At 66.2% G+C, this 16,417-nt stretch carries 20 protein-coding genes; 6 read left to right on the plus strand and 14 right to left on the minus strand.

The genetic code is table 11. The features are described from left to right. Positions 1 to 741: 741 nt before the first annotated feature. From ACWF9G_RS27155 to ACWF9G_RS27190, 8 genes are all read right to left on the minus strand, one after another. Entirely contained in the window at positions 742 to 1,833 is a 1,092-nt protein-coding gene (locus tag ACWF9G_RS27155) for a tyrosine-type recombinase/integrase (RefSeq protein ID WP_452518733.1), read from the minus strand. 877 nt (positions 1,834 to 2,710) lie between these two features. Then, positions 2,711 to 3,535 (minus strand): MmyB family transcriptional regulator, encoded by an 825-nt coding sequence (locus tag ACWF9G_RS27160; protein WP_452518734.1) that lies wholly within the window; start codon positions 3,533 to 3,535, stop codon positions 2,711 to 2,713. 419 nt (positions 3,536 to 3,954) lie between these two features. Next, complete coding sequence (locus ACWF9G_RS27165) at positions 3,955 to 5,505, minus strand: hypothetical protein (protein WP_452518736.1); 1,551 nt, start codon at positions 5,503 to 5,505, stop codon at positions 3,955 to 3,957. A gap of 186 nt (positions 5,506 to 5,691) precedes the next feature. Further along, positions 5,692 to 5,832, minus strand: coding sequence for a hypothetical protein (locus ACWF9G_RS27170; protein WP_452518738.1), 141 nt, complete (start codon positions 5,830 to 5,832; stop codon positions 5,692 to 5,694). Positions 5,833 to 6,015: 183 nt separating this feature from the next. Beyond that, the gene (locus ACWF9G_RS27175; RefSeq protein ID WP_452518739.1) at positions 6,016 to 7,182 is read right to left on the minus strand and encodes a hypothetical protein; all 1,167 of its coding nucleotides are present in this window, start codon (positions 7,180 to 7,182) and stop codon (positions 6,016 to 6,018) included. Between the two features lie 81 nt (positions 7,183 to 7,263). Beyond that, positions 7,264 to 7,833 carry a single-stranded DNA-binding protein gene (locus ACWF9G_RS27180; protein ID WP_452518740.1) on the minus strand — a complete coding sequence of 190 codons (570 nt, stop codon included), beginning with the start codon at positions 7,831 to 7,833 and terminating at the stop codon, positions 7,264 to 7,266. A gap of 120 nt (positions 7,834 to 7,953) precedes the next feature. After that, on the minus strand, positions 7,954 to 8,394 hold the full coding sequence (locus ACWF9G_RS27185) for a hypothetical protein (RefSeq protein WP_452518742.1): 441 nt from the start codon (positions 8,392 to 8,394) through the stop codon (positions 7,954 to 7,956). Then, on the minus strand, positions 8,378 to 9,115 hold the full coding sequence (locus tag ACWF9G_RS27190) for a hypothetical protein (protein WP_452518744.1): 738 nt from the start codon (positions 9,113 to 9,115) through the stop codon (positions 8,378 to 8,380). Before ACWF9G_RS27190 ends, ACWF9G_RS27185 begins: the two co-directional genes overlap by 17 nt. Positions 9,116 to 9,507: 392 nt before the next feature. Between ACWF9G_RS27190 and ACWF9G_RS27195 the strand changes: the two genes are divergently transcribed. Further along, positions 9,508 to 9,798, plus strand: a complete 291-nt coding sequence (locus tag ACWF9G_RS27195; RefSeq protein WP_452518746.1) for a hypothetical protein — start codon at positions 9,508 to 9,510, stop codon at positions 9,796 to 9,798. Between the two features lie 173 nt (positions 9,799 to 9,971). Here the strand turns inward: ACWF9G_RS27195 and ACWF9G_RS27200 are convergent, their stop codons facing one another. From ACWF9G_RS27200 to ACWF9G_RS27210, 3 genes are all read right to left on the minus strand, one after another. Continuing rightward, the gene (locus tag ACWF9G_RS27200; protein ID WP_452518748.1) at positions 9,972 to 10,496 is read right to left on the minus strand and encodes a hypothetical protein; all 525 of its coding nucleotides are present in this window, start codon (positions 10,494 to 10,496) and stop codon (positions 9,972 to 9,974) included. After that, on the minus strand, positions 10,439 to 11,695 hold the full coding sequence (locus tag ACWF9G_RS27205) for a ParB/RepB/Spo0J family partition protein (protein ID WP_452518750.1): 1,257 nt from the start codon (positions 11,693 to 11,695) through the stop codon (positions 10,439 to 10,441). Before ACWF9G_RS27205 ends, ACWF9G_RS27200 begins: the two co-directional genes overlap by 58 nt. 69 nt (positions 11,696 to 11,764) lie before the next feature. Next, on the minus strand, positions 11,765 to 12,025 hold the full coding sequence (locus tag ACWF9G_RS27210; RefSeq protein WP_452518751.1) for a hypothetical protein: 261 nt from the start codon (positions 12,023 to 12,025) through the stop codon (positions 11,765 to 11,767). A 528-nt stretch (positions 12,026 to 12,553) separates the two neighbouring features. Here ACWF9G_RS27210 and ACWF9G_RS27215 point away from each other — a divergent pair. From ACWF9G_RS27215 to ACWF9G_RS27225, 3 genes are all read left to right on the plus strand, one after another. Next, positions 12,554 to 12,868 (plus strand): hypothetical protein, encoded by a 315-nt coding sequence (locus tag ACWF9G_RS27215; RefSeq protein ID WP_452518753.1) that lies wholly within the window; start codon positions 12,554 to 12,556, stop codon positions 12,866 to 12,868. Between the two features lie 159 nt (positions 12,869 to 13,027). Beyond that, the gene (locus tag ACWF9G_RS27220; protein WP_452518754.1) at positions 13,028 to 13,315 is read left to right on the plus strand and encodes a hypothetical protein; all 288 of its coding nucleotides are present in this window, start codon (positions 13,028 to 13,030) and stop codon (positions 13,313 to 13,315) included. A gap of 839 nt (positions 13,316 to 14,154) precedes the next feature. Continuing rightward, on the plus strand, positions 14,155 to 14,379 hold the full coding sequence (locus tag ACWF9G_RS27225; RefSeq protein ID WP_452518756.1) for a hypothetical protein: 225 nt from the start codon (positions 14,155 to 14,157) through the stop codon (positions 14,377 to 14,379). A gap of 9 nt (positions 14,380 to 14,388) precedes the next feature. Here the strand turns inward: ACWF9G_RS27225 and ACWF9G_RS27230 are convergent, their stop codons facing one another. The 3 genes from ACWF9G_RS27230 to ACWF9G_RS27240 form a co-directional block, all read right to left on the minus strand. Next, positions 14,389 to 14,649, minus strand: coding sequence for a hypothetical protein (locus ACWF9G_RS27230; protein ID WP_452518757.1), 261 nt, complete (start codon positions 14,647 to 14,649; stop codon positions 14,389 to 14,391). A gap of 67 nt (positions 14,650 to 14,716) precedes the next feature. Next, on the minus strand, positions 14,717 to 14,917 hold the full coding sequence (locus ACWF9G_RS27235) for a hypothetical protein (protein ID WP_452518759.1): 201 nt from the start codon (positions 14,915 to 14,917) through the stop codon (positions 14,717 to 14,719). Positions 14,918 to 15,186: 269 nt separating this feature from the next. Continuing rightward, positions 15,187 to 15,456: a DUF6374 family protein gene (locus tag ACWF9G_RS27240; RefSeq protein ID WP_452518761.1), complete on the minus strand. Its 270-nt coding sequence runs from the start codon at positions 15,454 to 15,456 to the stop codon at positions 15,187 to 15,189. Positions 15,457 to 15,510: 54 nt separating this feature from the next. Between ACWF9G_RS27240 and ACWF9G_RS27245 the strand changes: the two genes are divergently transcribed. Together ACWF9G_RS27245 and ACWF9G_RS27250 are read left to right on the plus strand one after the other, a co-directional pair. After that, positions 15,511 to 15,828: a hypothetical protein gene (locus tag ACWF9G_RS27245; protein ID WP_452518763.1), complete on the plus strand. Its 318-nt coding sequence runs from the start codon at positions 15,511 to 15,513 to the stop codon at positions 15,826 to 15,828. A 104-nt stretch (positions 15,829 to 15,932) separates the two neighbouring features. Continuing rightward, positions 15,933 to 16,358, plus strand: a complete 426-nt coding sequence (locus ACWF9G_RS27250; RefSeq protein ID WP_452518764.1) for a hypothetical protein — start codon at positions 15,933 to 15,935, stop codon at positions 16,356 to 16,358. Positions 16,359 to 16,417 lie beyond the last annotated feature (59 nt).

Here is a 16,417-nt window from a genome sequence, read left to right on the forward strand (position 1 = left end):
GTACAACGAGCATCGGGCAACTCCTGCCCGATCAGCGGCTCTTCCACTTTTAAGGAAACACGAAGCACACCGGTTTCGCTAGAGCTGGATGCGTCGAAAATTCAGCAGATATGCTCGGGTTCGAGCTGGCGCGCAGACGTCGTAACTCACATCAAAGCCGGGCTCGCTGCGCTGAGCCGCAGCGACGCGGAGATTGGGTCTTCTTCCTAGGTGGACGACCGAACCACTCTGGAGATGACGGTTCACGCGATGGTGGCCAAGCGGCGGTGCAGTGAAAGGGGTTCGCATCGGTTTTCGTGTGGCTCACAGCCCGCGCCCGCCACCTCTCGCGCTCATAAAGTAGGCGCGCTGAGAATGCTGTGGGTGCGATGATCCGCTTATGCCAGCCGCTCGTACCAAGCTGCCCTGCAGGGTCATCAAGCTCGCAACCGAGATGTTCGCTCGAGACGCCGGGTTCAGCGGGCCTGAGCTTCACCGTCTCTTCGCCGACTTCACCGATGTGCTCGGCCCGTAAACGATGACTGGCGGTGGCCCTTACGTTGGCAGCTGTTCGAGAAGGGGCTGAACAGCCTTTCCAGGGATGACCAGCGGCGCTTCCTTCTCAACCTGTGCAGCTGCGACGGTTCGAGCAGGTATCCGATGCCCTCGGAGAAGGACATCGCGAAGCTGCGGGGCGTATTACCGCTCCACTGCGCGCGTGCAGTCGAGGCACGTCGTGGCGGTTGGAGAGATACGCAGCTGTCATGGGTCGATCGAGGGCTGTGCCGACGGGCCCTGTCGAGGCGTCCACACTGGCAGCGGCAGTGCCGGCAGTATCCTGGCGTTTGCGGATCGGCCCACAGCAAGTGGGTGGAGTTCGTTGCTGAGTGCGGACAGTGCCTCCGCTACCTCATGGATGCTGGCTCGAACGTAGGTCAGGGTCGCTCCGCCGGGGGTGTACTGGATGGCGTGGGCAGCGTAGGCGCGGGCAACTGCGTAGCCGAAGTTCCTCTCTACCCAGGTCAATACGGTGTGTCGGAGCCAATGCGTGCTGATCTGTTGGGTCGCGACCCACGGCAAGTGTCGGCCAGCCCGCATCCACAGGTGGTCGTAGCGGCGTCGGGTGATCGGGCGCCCGTACCGGTATCGGAGCAACTGTTCGTCAGGGGCGGCGCCGCGGGAGCAGTGGGCGGCAAGCATCGCCAGCAGAGCTGTTGAGATCGGCTGCCAATGGATGGTTCCGCCTTTGCCGCGGAGTTTGACCAGACGTTGGCTGGTATCGAGATCGTCTGGCCGGATCGCGAGGGCGCTGCCGGTCCGGCACGCGGTTTCCAGATGTAGGCGCAGCAGCAGTGTGTCGAGCTCGGTGTCGTCGCCGGTGGTGGTGATCACCTCGATGACGTCACGAAGCCGGTCGGTGGCGATCGCGCCGCGTGGGCTGGGGAGTCGGCGTGGCTTGGTCAACTCTGTTGCGGCGTTGGAGGTTCGGACGTAGCCGTCGCTTGCCGCGTAGCGATACAGGTATCGCAGTGCGCTGACCATGTGCTCGGCCGCGGATCTGCCGTCGCGAGAGTTGCGGCGATGAACGGCCGCAGCGCGGATACGCTCGACGAGTGCCTGCATTTCCAGGCTCGTCGGGTCGTCCAAGCGCCGTGATCCCCACTCGTCCTGAAGGCGTTGCCAGTACGGCCGGTAGGTCCGTAGCGTTCCGGCAGACACGGTTGAGATGATTCGGGGAATGTACTCCTCGAAGGTAGGTGCCGGGGCGGGGTCAGATCGCGGAACGAGGTCGTGCGCCTGAACACCTAGCTGTTCTAGCAGCTTTCGCGCGATCTCATGATTCGCGTCGGTCATCGCCGACTCCGCGCGGCATCGGCTCGATGGGGGCGCATCCGGACGGACTTGTCACCTCTCCGCGTCATGTCGAGCTTGCTCGATGACTCGAGGATGTAGACCGCCGCGTAGTTGTGAGGATGAGACGGCCAGACAGAAAGACAGCAGTTGTGAATACTCATCGGACACCTGTTTCCATGCCCGATCAGTGGCTCTTCCACTTCCCAGTAGACCTGATATCGCCGGTTTGCGCTACTAGTCGGGCGCGCCGAGCGGTGTGATGACCGCCGGTCGGCTTGGTTCGTCTACGGAGCCTCCTCCGTGAGCTCGACGGTGGTGTCGTCGAGGGCGACGATGGCTGAGTCGATGGCATCGTTGTCCAACGGAACGTCTGTCCGACACGCTTGGGCTTGGGAAGCCACGCGTACTCGTCGTGTCGACGGGCCCACCGCCGCAGCATCTCGGGATGGACGCCGAGTCGGGCGGCGGCGACCTTGGGCTCACCCACCTCCTCGGCACCGGGAGCGAGTCCTCAGCGGACACCGCAGTGTCCCCAGTGTCGGATGAGTGGGAGCCGTGATGGACGACAATCCTCGACAATTCTGTCAACTTTGCAGAAATGTCGACGACCCGGATCGCCACTCCCATCAGCTGGATGGTCTGGGTGCGGGATGCGAAAGCGGGCTGGATCGTGAAGTTTCATCGGGCGCCTGTTCTTGCCCAATCGGTGGCTCTTCCGATTCCAGAGAACCTGAAACGGGTGAATTCGCCACCAATTTCGCTCTGCTGTAGCGAAATTGCTACAGCGAAGTTCACCACCTGTGAACGGCATGCTACGGATACTCACGGACTCGACCGATGCGGAAACGCTGTCACCGCACCGGCCGACTCCGTGGGTCTAGCTGATATCAGACGGTCCGGTGTAGGGCTCAGGTGTCGCGGTGACGAGCTGGATGTGATGAGCGGGCAAGCCCTCGGTTAGTGCGAGCTGGTAGGAGACGAGGTTGCCTCGGGCATCACGGGCGTGCATCGGAGATCTCGCGTCTCGCCCTGTGGCGACAGCCAGGCTCGCTGCCCACAGTCGGCGAGCCCAGCGGCTGTCCTCCAGTCCGGTGACGAGCTCGCGGGCCTGCTCGGAGTCGCGATGCCGGCCCAGTGTGGCTTTCAAGATCGAGACCGACCAGGCGCCTTCGGCTTCGGGGTCGACGACCGCGTCGCGCTGGTCGCTGAACATCCACAGCGGAATCGACCAGCCGTCGTCGATGCCGGGAAGCGCGGCGGTGAACACGTCGTTGCAGGCCAGCACGTTACAGAACGGGTCGATGAACGCCGCCGGAACCGCACGGGCTTGGAACCGATCGAGGTTGAGCATCAAGGACTTCTCGGCCCGGACATATGCCCTAAGGGCGGTGGCCGGTGCGAGTGGGATCGCCCGCCCGGCGAGCTCTCGAAGATGTGCGGCCATCGCCTTGTTCACCCGGTATCCGCTGATGATCTGCTCGAGGGATTCCGGTGGCGGTTTGGACTTGCCGGTCTCGAATCGCCCCAAGTGGATTTCGCTGAACCCGATCTGCGAGGCTGCCTGGCGCTGGGTGAGCCTCAGGTCGTCGCGAATCCATCGTAGCGTGAGGGCCAGATTCGGGATCGAGACGTGGGGGCGGACGACGGCTCGGCGGCGGCTGTGCTTGGCGCCGGGGTTCGATGGTGCGGTTCCTTCGGTCAATTTTCTCTCCCCCCCGGGAGGTTTGTGTTGGATGTCACAGATCGGATGGTGTGAATCGAATATTGCAGTTCTGTGACGGAATCCGTGTGCCTGCTGTAGGGACGTTGAGGAGGGAGTGGGAGGTGTGCGGAGGGCGAAAGAGGGTGCGGGAGTTGCGGTGCGAGGCATGGCGGGAGGGAGGGGTGTACGGGTGGAGGGCGAGTTGCAGGGGACTGAGGTTGAGCTGGTGGGGTTGGACGTTCGAATGCGGTGCGTGTGGCCGCCGCGCCGGAGAGGACACCGGCAGCGGTCGAGGTAGACGTCGGAGCTGGGTGTGCTCATCGTGGACTCCCGGATTCGGTGGTCGTGGGTGAGGTGAGGCGTAGCGGCTGGGGCACCAGCACTGGCGGTGCCCCAGCCGACTACAGGATGGAGATAGGTCAGGCGGCCACGAGGCGACGCCCGCGGGGCGCGGGCACGTACAGGCCGAGGTAGACCCGGCAGGTCGTGCAGAACCCGTCGTCATGCACGGGCACGTATTTCGTGCACCCTTCGCATTTGCCGGGCCGCTGTCCGGGCGGCAGGATCCGCTCGCGGCGACGCTTCGACGGGACCGGTGCCGGTTCGGTCTCGGCGTCGATTTCGACCGGTGCCGGTGCGCCGGGCAGATCGGAGTGCGCGGCGAGGAACCGATCCACCACCGCGGTCAGCCACTCCGGGGCGCGGCGGCGAACCTCGCCGATCAACGCGCACGCCGAATCCAGGTAGTGCTCAGCGAAGTACGCGCAGTAGGCGGCGGCGAGATCGGCGCCGGTGAACCCGGGCGCGAGTGCGGGCAGGCCGGTGTGGCCGTCGCTGCGGCAGTAGTCGCAGAGCCCGTCGTCGCTGCGCAGCACACCGTCGCGGGCGTGGATGGGGCGCTGGTCGGAGGTGGGGCGTTCGACGAAGCACGACACGCACCGCCACCCCGCGATCGGGGTCATGGCGGTGCGGAAGTCGTCGAGACCGTTGCCCTGGAACAGGTATGCCTCGCGCCGATCGGCGCGCGAGCGCAGTCCGGTGCGTTCGGCCGCCCACGAGTGGGAGTGCTCCGGCGACTTCACCGATTCACCCGCCAGCGCACGCTCGTGGTCACGCTGATCGGCGACGTGGGCGCAGTACTGGTGATCCCAGATCGCCTCGGACAGATCAGCCGGCAGCGGCGGCCGTTCACCAGGGCGCCGCGGCGTCCAACCACGCGGTGCCGATCCGGTAGGAGTGATTCCGCGGGCGGCAAGTTCGGCCCAGCGTTGGCGCAGGCGTGCTTGGTCGGCGACCTCGGTGTCGACGAACAAGCTCTCCCGAACATAGGTCGTCACGACGGACGGTTCGACCTCGGCTGGCCGGCGGCGGCCGCGGGCGGCGACGCGGGCCCGGATCTGCTCGGGACTCAACCGAGACGCGTCGACGCGATTCGTCGGTGCCAGAGACAGGCGAGGTAGCGGGTTGTACCAGGTGCGAATGGACTGGCGAGGCAGTTCGGCGGCGGCGAGTTGGACTTCGAGCTTGGCCCGTTCGTCGTCGATGGTGGTGCCGTTGCGGCGAGCGCGGGTGGCGAGGATGTGGTTGAGGTCGTGGTCGCTGTGGGAGTGCAGCCCGGGATCGGTATCGGGCACCAACGCCAGCATCCGTTCACGCCCGAGCTCGTCGGCGTGGCGCCACAACGCGTCCAGACGCCGCAGCGCGGCCTCGCGCGGGTGCAGGGTGAACTGTTCGACCATGAAATCCAGCAGCCACCAGTCGGCGTCGGTCGCCAGCGCGAGTGCGGCGGGGAACGCCTTGAACGCCGCGCGTCGGTCGAGGTCGAGCTGGAGCTCGATCTGGAAGATCGCGTCGAGGAACGCCCGTGTTCCCGCGACCTGCGCCGGATCGACGATGGCAGGTTCGGTGACGGTGGGTTCGACGGTCGTTGCTTCGAGGAGCTCCAAGTGGTGGTGGGCGATTTCGGACACGGCTGTTCTCCTGACTGAGAGACGCGAGATAGCGGCGGCACCCGGGCGCGCTGGAACGCAACGCTTTTTACGACAAAAGAGGGTGCCGGGCTGGGGTGGGCCCAGCCGAGGGCGACCGACCAGGACAGCGGGCGACACGGCGGAGGGAACGCGCCATTGCGTGCGGCAACGAATTCCCCACGCCCATTAGGGGAGACGGGTGGGCGCGGCTGGTGGCGGCGTGGGGAATTCGTTTCCGCCGGGCGCGGGCCCGTAGCCGTGGCGCACGATGGCCTGGTAGCCCTCGATCGGCTGGGTCCACCCCAGACCGTCACCCGGAACCACCACCTATTCACCCGCTCCCCGACAGGCAGCCGCCGATATCGTCGACCGCATTCCCCGCACACCCCGGTCTTGACCGCGAGGACCCGACCCGCCACCTCCCGACCGGCTTACCAGCCGGAGCAGTCCGGCTACCTGGCCGTGCCGGGTGTCTGGCGGCCGGGATCCTTCCTGGACCAGGCGCGGTCGTCAGGTGTAGGTGCCGGTGATGGTGATGTGGTCGTGGGGCAGGGTGTCGGTGATCGCCGGGGGTGCGGTGATCTCGCAGTGGGTGTAGTCGAGCGGGCGGCGGGTCAGGTGGTAGGTCCCGGTGACTGGGTTGAGGTCGACCGGGTGCAGGATGAACCGCGGCTTGCTGACGGTGGTGAGGTCATCGGATCCGGATTCGGGATCGCGCAGGGACAGGGTTCCGTCGGCCGCGACGGCTATGACCCGGTGGTGGGCGCGTTCGACGAGCGCCATCAGCGAGTGATCACCGCTCTCGACGGGATCGGTACGAATGTCGAAGGCGGGCACGAGCATGCCCGCGGCGGGGTTGGTTGTTTCTCCCAGCACCAGGTGGCCGACGATCAGCGCGGTGCTGTTCTCGTCGCGGTCGACGCGTAGTTGGTCGGGGGTGTAGGTCGTGCCCGGTGTCGGTGTGGCGAGGCAGGCGGCGGTGTCGGCGGTGGCTGCCGACAGGTCGATCTGGTCGGCCAGACATGTCAGGATCTCGGCGAGGGTGAACGCGGGAGTGTCGTACGGACTGTAGGCGAGTCCGGCGATGACGACGGCGGCTTGAGGTTGATGGGTTGGCACGGCTTCGGGTTCGGGCCGGATCCGGGATGCCTGGGCCCAGTCGATGTCACCGCCGGCGGTGCGGGGCACGTTGATGGCGGGGTGGGTTTCGGCGACGGCGGCCACAGTGGCCCATCCGTGGGCGGAGTAGTGGCGGTTGAGCCAGAACTTCCGGTTGAGTGGGTGGCGTCGGTTGGCGTCGACCAGTTTCCAGACATCGGCGTAGGTGGGGCCGTCGACCCAGTTCATGATCATCGTGGTGTCCCTGTTGTCCCAGCTATCGCCCGGGCGCAGGCTCAACGCAGCGTCGGGCCACTGCCGTTGCAGTCGCCGACCGAACAGCTTGTAGTAGGCGTCGGTATCGGTGGGATCGTGCGGGGCCATCACGATGTCGGTCCAGCGGGGGCCGCTGTGGTGGACGGTGGCACCGAACAGATGGTGGTTCACGCGCTCCACTGATGTGTCGGCATACCGCTCCCTCACGGCCGCGTCGAACTGGTCCAGAACGGGCTCGACTGACAGACCGGTCGCGACAGGACGATCACCGATAAACAGGGTGTAGGTGGAATTCGTGGGCATTACAAGGCTCCTGGGTCGTATCGATGGCCCGGCTGTGGTGACGGCGCACCACTTGCAGGGCGGACGGGGTCGGTGCGATGGTCAGAACGGTGGTTCGCTGTCGGAACCGGCGGCGCCGACACCGGCCAGCGCAGGCGAGGCCCGACTGTCCGTGTCATGGGACGACGTGAAACCCTTTGCGGCCCACGGCTCGCGGTCACCGCTGCCTGCGGTGTCGACCTGCGTTGTGGCCGAGCTGGTGGTGTCGGGTCGGCTGAAGCCGTTGTCGGCGTTGCCGGTGCTGCGGCGACCGATCCGGGTCACCTTGGCTGTGGCGAAGCGCAGGCTGGGCCCGATCTCGTCGATCTCGACTTCGTAGACGGTGCGTTTGTCGCCGTCACGGGTTTCGTAGCTACGCTGCTTGAGCCTGCCCATCAATAGGATTCGCGCGCCCTTCGACAGCGACTCTGCGGCGTTCTCTGCGGCCTCACGCCAGATGTTGCAGCGTAGGAACAACGGGTCACCGTCGCGCCATTGTCCGGTATTGCGGTCGAAGACCCGCGGTGTGGAGGCGACGGTGAAATGAGCCACCGCGACACCGGAGGGTGTGAAGGTGAGCTCGATATCGGAGGCCAAGTTACCTACAAAGGGCAGTGTCGGCTCGACGGGCATAGTCGGACCTTTCTGATCGTCAGGATGGGTGGAGGATGTGGTGCAGTCCGCCCGGTATCGCAGCTCGATATGTGGTGAGTGAGTTCGGTTGCGCAGGCGTGGATACAGGCAGGCCCGGTGCTACTTCACGGTGTCGTCGTAGATGTCGTTGACGGTGGACGGGGCATAGGGCAGATGCGCCGAGACACCAGCAGGTATCTGGGCCGTTGCCATGTCGTGCTGGGGCAGATAGTGAGGTGCGAGCACGAGCTGGCGGGTCGGTTGGTGAAACCAGACCGGGACGAGTTCACCGATGAACCTCGTGATCGAGGCCGCGGGTGCCCGCAGTAATTCATCGGGGCTGGCCATCATTACGGGCCGCTGCCCGTAGGACAGGACCAACGCCACAGGCGTGTGGAAGGTGCCGAACCAATGGTGGAACTCGATTTCAGGGAACCGGGTGACCACCGCGCCCGGCAGGGCCTCGGAGTGGTGAGTCACCACGTAACCGACGATCAACAGGTCACGGGAAAACCGGCCACCGGTGGTGCGGGTGGCGAAGTCGTCAAGATTGTTCGGCATCGGGCTCCTCGCTATGCGCGGGCTGAATGGACGCGTCGTGCACAGCGGACAGGTCACACGCGTCGGGCAGATGACGCAGGACCTCGCCGAGAGTGAGCGAGATCAGTCGAGGCCTGCGGCACACGCGGTGACCGGCGACCGAGACGGCAGGGTCGAGTTCGACCGTTTCCGCGGCGTGCCAATCGATGTCGCCGGTCTCGGTACACGGCACTGTGACCGGCAACCAGGCCTCGACCAGAGCGGCGATGGCCTGCCATGCCCGCAGGGTGAGGATCCGTGTGAACTCGACGGATTCGAAGGGGCCGTCGGGGCCCTCGACGTGCAGGCAGTAGTCATCTACGGCCGCGTGGTCAGGGCCGTCGATCCAGCGGATCGACACCGATCCTGTGCCGGTCGGCATGACGGTGAACGCTGCGGCGGGCCAACGGCGCCGCAGCGCCGCGGCGAGCAGTTGGGTGTTGGCATCGGCGTCATTTGGATTGACGGGGAGGATCCGATACCAGGTGTAGAAGCCGCTCGACCCCTGGCTGGATGATTCGGATTGGACTCGGGTCCGCGCCCAGAACCGGTCGATCCCGACGGCCGGATCAGTGTTCGTGTGATCGGCGAGGATCTCCTCGAGCTTCGCGTGCACCTCGTCGACGGACAAATTGTCGGCGACGATGGTGCGCGCGTAGAGGTCCAGGATGCGGAATCGGTCATCGATGAGCAGACGAGGCATCGTTGTCCTTCTCGGAGTTTCGCTGACGACGGAAGCTGAGATGGTCGCGCTAGAGGTGTTTCATGGTGAGCAGCAAGGGCAATAGGCCCCGACGGCGCGGATCGAGCCGCTATCGATCCGCCAATTCCGACGTTGGTCGACTGCGGGTGGGCCAGTCTGCTGGCGCCGTGCACCGGGAGAGCAGATCGAGTCCCGTGCTCGCTGGGTCACCCGTTGTGCCGACGGCTCAGGCTGCGGCGGCGAGTTCGTCGTTCTTTCTCGCGTCGCTGGCCGAAGATGATGTCGGTGGACCGGTCGGGACGGAGTCGGCGCTCTGGTCGACACGCGCACCGGGTTGTGGACGCGCCGTCGTTTCGCTGAGGGGCTCAGTCGTCGCGAGTACCGTTGCGGGCGTGCAGAATAGAGCCGCACGCGCCGCTGCCCGGCGACAGGTCGCCGCCTATCATCAGGCCCGCCTCGCTGAGCTCGTGGCTACCCTCGGTGAAGCGATCGACCGCTTCCGTGCCGGTGAGGCCGATGCGTTCGAGACCGACGCGGCGATCCACCACTACACCCAGGCCGCCCGCAAGTTGTGGGTGTTCTGCGACCAGAGCGGATCCCAGGTCGAGGTCACCGCGGACCTGATCGACCAACTCGACGCCGAGGGCGAAGCCATCGACTGGTGGAACCAGCAGCACCGCTGACCATTCGAGCCGGCACGACATCGGTTCCGTACAGGCCGAGCAGAGTATCGCGCCGCGAATAACACAGCAGCAGAAGGGTGTTGCGCACGGCGGGCACGGCATCATCTCCGAACTCGACACCAGGCGCGCCCCCCAGCTCGCCTCTACCGACGAGCCGGGGACCGACCGCCTGGTCAGGCCGCGACCGGCAGGTCCTGATCCTCGTCGGCGGCGGGTTCGGTGGTCACCGGGTCGGCGTGGGGATTGTCGAGGTCGATGTCGAGGTAGTCGATGTCACCGGCGGTGGCGAGTTCGACATCGACGAGCCGAAAGTCCTCGGATCCGTTGGTCTTGGCGAGTTTGCGGGCGGCCTCGGCGAGGAAGTGCAGGTATCGGGCCGCGGCGCCGTTGGGACGCCGCCACGAGTCCTTGTCGAGGCGCGCTTCATGGGCTGCCAGCACCAGCGCGAACACGAGCACCCACGCCCGCCCGGGTGTCGCCGCAGTCGCTTTTGCGATCAGATCGTCGGCGGTGTCGGCGCCGACGAGGTCGCGGGCAAGATCCGCCGCTGGCCACCCCAGCAATCCTGGTTCACGGATCAGCGACACCGCGACCAACTCCGCGGCCCCGGCCGGGGCGGTCCGCGCCGAGAGCAACTGGGTCAGGAACTCGATGCGGCGGGCCTTGGCAGCGACGCCACGTTTGTTGAGCTCGACCACCCGGGCCCGCTCGGCCCGCTTCTGTTCCCGCTCGGCCTGCCGGCATCGGTGCCGGTGTCGGCACCGGCGTCCCTGCCAGCGACGGGATCAACCTGCTGCAGGCCGCTCACGGCGACGGCAGCGGCGGGCAGATAGTAGTTGGGCATCCACCCGTCGCGGGTGGTGACTCCGTGCGCGCTCCGCATCCCTGGTGCGGGTTCGGCGTCTGCGCCCAGATCGCGGGTGTCCCAGTCGACGGTGGCGGGATCGACGAGCTCGCCGGTGGTCTCGTCGAGGAGTTCGGCGTCGTCGACCAAGTCGAGGAACACCCGCCACCGCCTCGCGTCGGCATAGATCTCGGTTTCGCTGACCGGCAGCCCGTCACCGGTGAGAAGTTCACCGTCGGGGATCAGGTCGGTGCCGATGTCGGGCAGCTCGGTCAGCACCCCGAAACCGAACGCGGCATACGGCAGCGCTGCCCGCAGTCGGTCGCGGCGGGTCTGGCGGTCATCGGCGATGAGGCGGGCCTGGTAGTCGAACTGGTACCGCGTCACGCTGGTCAAAGTGTCGACGGCGTCGGTGTCGCCGAGGGTTTCGTATCCGGCGATGGTTTCGAGCTGGTCGAGGCTGAACTGGCCGTCGTCGAGCAACCGCCGCGCGGTGTCCGAACGCCCGATCGTCCCCGCCTTGCGGATCCGGGAACGATCCGAGGCTTGCAAGCCTTCGGCGATGCGGGTCACGCCGGCGCCGAGGTCGAGCATGAGCGTCACACCGGCGGCGCGGGCGGAGTCGGTCAACTCGATGCGGCGGTCGTTGAGGTTGATCTGGGTCAATACCCGCTCGATCTGACGTTCCCGGTCACCGATGCTCGAGTCGACCTCACTCACCCACACCGGCACCGTTTCCTGCCCGGTCGCGATCGCGGCCAGCGTGCGGACCTGGCCGTCGATAACGTGAACACTGCCGTCGGTTTCGCGGACGGCCAGGATCGGGTTACGCACCCCGAACTGGCGGATCGAGGCGACCTCTTTCGGATAGTCGGCCAGATCCGGTGCCGGGCGCACGTTGTTGCCGGTGATCACCAGAGTCGGCGGATCCAGATTCTGCGCGATCGCACCGGACGGCGGCGCCTGGGCGGGCTCGGCGCTCGACTCGACGACAGCGATGGGCGCGGGCTCGGCGACATCGAGGTCGCTGGAGTCGGTCACGACAGTGGTCAACAGAATTCCTTTCAACGGGGCGCTTGGGAGGGCAGAGCGTTGTAGAGAGACGAAGCAGGGCAAATGCGCTCAGCGGGTGGTGCGGGTGGCGCGGGCGATGTTGATCGGGAACAACCGCAGGGCGCCGTCGGTGTCGGGTCGGTAGGTCCAGTGCTTGCCGCGCCAGCTCGGGGCCTGGCTGCGCCAGCGGTCGATGACCGGATCCTCGCCGAGGTCGGCGATGGCACCGGCGGTGCCGAGGTGCTCGCGGAGGGCGAAGTCGGTGCGGGGCACCGATTCCACGACAACGTCGGCGGTCTGGTCGGGGACAACGGTGGGGGAGGCGGACATGGGGTGCTCCTGTTGTGGTGTCGGTGGTGGGTCTGGACAGGGGATGCCATGTATTGCGGGTGCTTCCGCGGTGGCCGCGCTGGTCGGGTTCGGCGAGGCTGATGGTGGGTTGCTTCGATGGCGTCGCGGCCGTGGCGGGCCGACGGTGTAGACGGCTTTCCCCGTGTTGACCGGTACACGCAGCGTTCGGGCCCGGGGCGCGGCACCGTCGCGGCAAGATCGCCGATCGAAGTAGCGATCCCGGCAGATCGGTGTCATCGCGTCAGTTCCGTGTCCGTGTCCGTGAGCACGGGGCAAGGCGGGCGAACGGTGTGGTCGCCCGGCGCGAACCTCAGCTGGGCGGCCCCGACCCATCGGGGTCATTCCGTTGAATCGAATACCCGACAGATCACTGAACGCGGCGGGGTGTTTGCCGATGCTGATCGGTGCCGCAGGTCAGGATGATCGCTCAATCAGGTTCGAACCAACCGCTATTCCAGTCCGGGAAGTTCGCGGGAGCCCGGCTCGCGTCGCCAGGGGAAGAAACAGATGGTCGCCGACCCATATGCGCGGCAGGGCGCTTTCGACGAGGACGGGGCCACCCGTGCGGTGTCGGCCGCTGTTGCCGACCAGGTGCTGTCAGGGGCGCAATCAGGACTGGCATCGCCGCGGCCGCTGGCTGGCCCGTCGCTGCTGCTGTCAGGATTGATGCTCGGCGTCGACGCTGTGTTGCTGCTACCGCTGGGGGAATGGATGCGCGACTACGGCATCGTGGTGGTGTCGGCGACTTACCTGCTTCACGTCCTCGGCTCGACCGCACTCGGCGTGTGGGCAGCCTCGCACCTGCGTGCGGCACCGTTGTAGGAGCGGTGCGCGGCGAGCTGTACGGGTCGCCCGTGAACGTCATCACGGGGCCCGTCATGCAACAAGTTCGACGGCCGCAACCTCGCAGTCATCGGTGACCCGTGACGGTCCGACGCCGACGCGTGCGCACCGACCGACTATCTGGCAGGAATGGAAACTATGAGCGACGACTACCCGATCTATCTCGACGCACCCGGCACCGGCCACGACTACCAGATGCTGCCCGATGGACGGGTTCCGTTGTGGGTGCTGCTCACCGTCGGCGGCGACGCGCACTGTGTCACGCCGTGGCACACACACGCGGCCCCGCTGGTCCTGTCAGCGGCCGTCATCGGCCGAGACTGCGATATCCCAGCGGGGGAAGTCATCGACCGCGAGTTCACCGCTGCCGGCGGCGAGGACGAGCCGCTGCACGACTTCCGGCTCGTGCACGATCCGCGCCTGTAGCAGGGCTGATGAGGAATGCTCCGGTGGGTACCGACCGGCGCGGTCTGCTTGCTGCTGGTCGAACCCGTCCACTTCCAGCGTGGCTTGGAATCGGTTCAGCGTGTCATCGGCAGTGCCGCCGAGCCAGGTTGGTCGAGGCACACCATGCTGTGAGACACGGAACGAGAATCGAAGTGAACCACTGCCGGTGGCCAGCTCAGGACTATGGCGGCGATCTCGAATCCGCATCGTCTCGCCCAGACGCGCGCAGTCCGGTGCGGCCGATGGAACACATCGCGTCTTCCCGGCTCGGGTGGACCGGCGGCCGACCGATGACTGCTTGCGAAAGCGCATCGCGGCTGTTCGGCATGGTCGGACCTGGGTAATATTTCAGCGGGTCAGTGATCCACACGGGTCGGGACCCATACCGCGGGGACGGGATGACAGTTCTTCCGGATCAGCGGTCCGGCGGTTGCCGGTGTCGGGGGTGTGAGGCCCTCAGGCAAGCTGGGGCCTGACAGCGAGTCGCTCCGGCAACCGTCGATCCACGTCGTTCCTGATCCGGCCTGAACGATCCCGCGTGTGAGGTAGTCGGGGCGGCGTTGGAGGGCGCGCTTTCCGAGACCGCCGGCGCGGGCATCACCGGAATGTGGAGCTCGGTCGACCGGACTTCTACGGTGCAGGCAGTCACAGATGAACTCTCGAGATGCCCGCATGGGCACAAGATCGGCGACCAATTCACAAGCGCATGCGTGAGAGGCGTCAGCAGGTGCTCGGCTCTGTTGCGGGCTCAGATCGTGTGGAATCCTTGAATGATGGGCACCGAATCAGTACCCGTGAACGAGGTTCGACTCGGGGACGTGATCGCCGATCCGCTCAGCGGTGGCAGTTGGCGGCGAGTGCGCGAGATCGCCTTCGACCTCGCGCCGAGTACCAGCGAGGCCGATGGTCGACTCGAGATGTATGCCTTCATCGGGCCGCTCGTGGAGCTGCCCGCCGGTACGACTCCGGCTGTGGGCGAAGGCCCGCAGGACCGGTTCTACTTTCGCGAGGACGAACAGGTCACCCGACGCACCAGCGACTAGGCGGGCCAGTCATGTGAACTCGGCGCACCAGATGGTCGTCGGCGGCGTCGAGAGCGCAGAGGCTTCGGCGGCGGGGATGCGGACTGAACCGACCGGGCGTCCACGGATCGTGGCCTCGATCAGGTAGTCACGGACTTCGCCGGATTCCCGGTCACAGCCGATGTCGATGATCTGGCCTTGCAGTTCGACCAGGATGTCCCAGTGGGAGCCATCGGTCCCACGGTGCAGCGTCGTCCAGCCGACTTCCTCTCCGAGTGCGAATTGCGGCATGGGCAACACGGTAGGGCCACAACATCACGCTGGGATGTATTCGCCGATCGACGTGGCGGTCTGGTCGCTAGTCGGCCAAGTCAGGGAACCGGCGGCGCAACGCCTTGATGAAGCCTTGCACGTGACGCAGGTCCGATAGTCGTGCGGCACGTTGTAGCGGCGACGTGGCCATCGCAGCATCGGTCTCGAGTCCCGCCGCCTGGGCGGTGAGCATCTCGAGGAATTCCCGAGCTTGAGCCACATCGGGATCGTCATGAGGGCCGCTCATGCGATTCGCCAGCTCGACCTGCGTAGGACCGGATCAGCGAACCAGTCGCCCTCGCGCGGGTTGCGCGCGCCGCTGGGGTCGGGTGACGACTTCACTGATGTGGTTGTCCTGTCCCGTTGTTGTTGTGGGCCGTGGTGGCGGCCGGCTCATATCGGCTGGCCCCGCGTGTGTCGATGATCTGGGCAGTATGGCAGTTGTGGGCCAGGCTTGCCTGGTTGCCGACAGACCCGGCCAGCGGCACCATATGCGGCCAGCATCCGTACTCGCCGCTACGAGGTCGGATGCTCGGGGTGTGGCCTTGGACCGTGGAAGTAGGGGCACACAGTCCAGGCTGAATGCGGTTGCAGCGGTCGGCGCAGGCGCGGATGGATCCGGGTATCGGTGGTGGCGTAGCCGCGCAGCACTTCTGTGATCCGTGCCGCGAGGTATTCGAGCTGGTCGGGCAGAAGGGGATTGCCGAACGCAGCGGTGTCGAGAAGCTGGCGGCGGACCATGGCCAGCGTCGCCGCTGTCGCAGCGGGGCGAGGCATCTCTGGCATAGGGGCACCCTACGTGTTATCGAACATATATTCGATCCATGTAGGTTCGCCGGTGTGTTCGAAAACTGGCCGGTGACCTTCACTCCCTCGCCATGGCGGATCATTGACCCGCCACAGAAGGTGATGGTCGCCGCCCATTTGGCGATCGCGACCAAGCCCAAACACTTCCGTCAGGACAAGTTGGCGATGCGGGTGAAGCTGGGCGGGCTCCGGCTCGCCGACAACGTTCCCGGATGGCTATATGCCTGGGTCTTGCTCGCCGATGGAACCTGGATGGGCCTGTGCACCTTCACCCTGGTGACCGGCAACGGGCACGGGCAACTCCAGCTACACCAGTGGTGCCCCGCGCACGCGCTCAGCCCGGCGGAGTAGCGGTTGGCCCGTGCGCTGCGGTACGGCGGGATGCGCGAGGCGGTCGGCAGCTCGGCTCACCGGGTATTTCTGTACGGCCGTACCGGTGTGGCAGCGTGGGCAATGTGGACGGGATCGAGGTCGAGCAGATCGATGGTGAGCACGCGGTGCTCCCGCGCTTGCTGGCATCCCTCGACGAGCTCCACCGGCTACGTGACAGTGTCTTCGCCGCACCGACGCGGGTGACCGGCATCGGTGAACCGGACTCGATCCGGCTGCTCGCCCACCGCGAAGGTCAGACTGAAGGGTTCCTCGCCGGCAACCCATATACCGGCCATCTCGCGTTGGTCGGACTCCTGCAACCTCGATGCGGTGTCGGGTCGGCACTTGTACACGGGTTCATCGAACGAGCCCAGGCGGCGGGTGCCGATGAGGTGACGGTGGTGCTCGACACCGATCCCCAGGGGCGGTGGGGCCGACGACGGTTCTTCGAAGCGCTCGGTTTCACTGCGGTGTCGGGCAGTGCGTTGCACTTTCACCGCCGGCCGTGAAGATGGTCCCGGTCGGCCGGGGCCTGACGGGGCGGGTTCGGCCGACCAGGACGTGTGCG

It is taken from the genome of Nocardia sp. NPDC055029, from assembly GCF_053608525.1.

Coding starts and splice junctions, on each gene's coding strand:
- ACWF9G_RS27155 (WP_452518733.1), bottom strand. CDS start 1,833: ATGACCGACGCGAATCATGAGATCGCGCGAAAGCTGCTAGAACAGCTA.
- ACWF9G_RS27175 (WP_452518739.1), bottom strand. CDS start 7,182: ATGCCCACGAATTCCACCTACACCCTGTTTATCGGTGATCGTCCTGTC.
- ACWF9G_RS27180 (WP_452518740.1), bottom strand. CDS start 7,833: ATGCCCGTCGAGCCGACACTGCCCTTTGTAGGTAACTTGGCCTCCGAT.
- ACWF9G_RS27185 (WP_452518742.1), bottom strand. CDS start 8,394: ATGCCGAACAATCTTGACGACTTCGCCACCCGCACCACCGGTGGCCGG.
- ACWF9G_RS27190 (WP_452518744.1), bottom strand. CDS start 9,115: ATGCCTCGTCTGCTCATCGATGACCGATTCCGCATCCTGGACCTCTAC.
- ACWF9G_RS27210 (WP_452518751.1), bottom strand. CDS start 12,025: ATGTCCGCCTCCCCCACCGTTGTCCCCGACCAGACCGCCGACGTTGTC.
- ACWF9G_RS27215 (WP_452518753.1), top strand. CDS start 12,554: ATGGTCGCCGACCCATATGCGCGGCAGGGCGCTTTCGACGAGGACGGG.
- ACWF9G_RS27220 (WP_452518754.1), top strand. CDS start 13,028: ATGAGCGACGACTACCCGATCTATCTCGACGCACCCGGCACCGGCCAC.
- ACWF9G_RS27230 (WP_452518757.1), bottom strand. CDS start 14,649: ATGCCGCAATTCGCACTCGGAGAGGAAGTCGGCTGGACGACGCTGCAC.
- ACWF9G_RS27235 (WP_452518759.1), bottom strand. CDS start 14,917: ATGAGCGGCCCTCATGACGATCCCGATGTGGCTCAAGCTCGGGAATTC.
- ACWF9G_RS27240 (WP_452518761.1), bottom strand. CDS start 15,456: ATGCCAGAGATGCCTCGCCCCGCTGCGACAGCGGCGACGCTGGCCATG.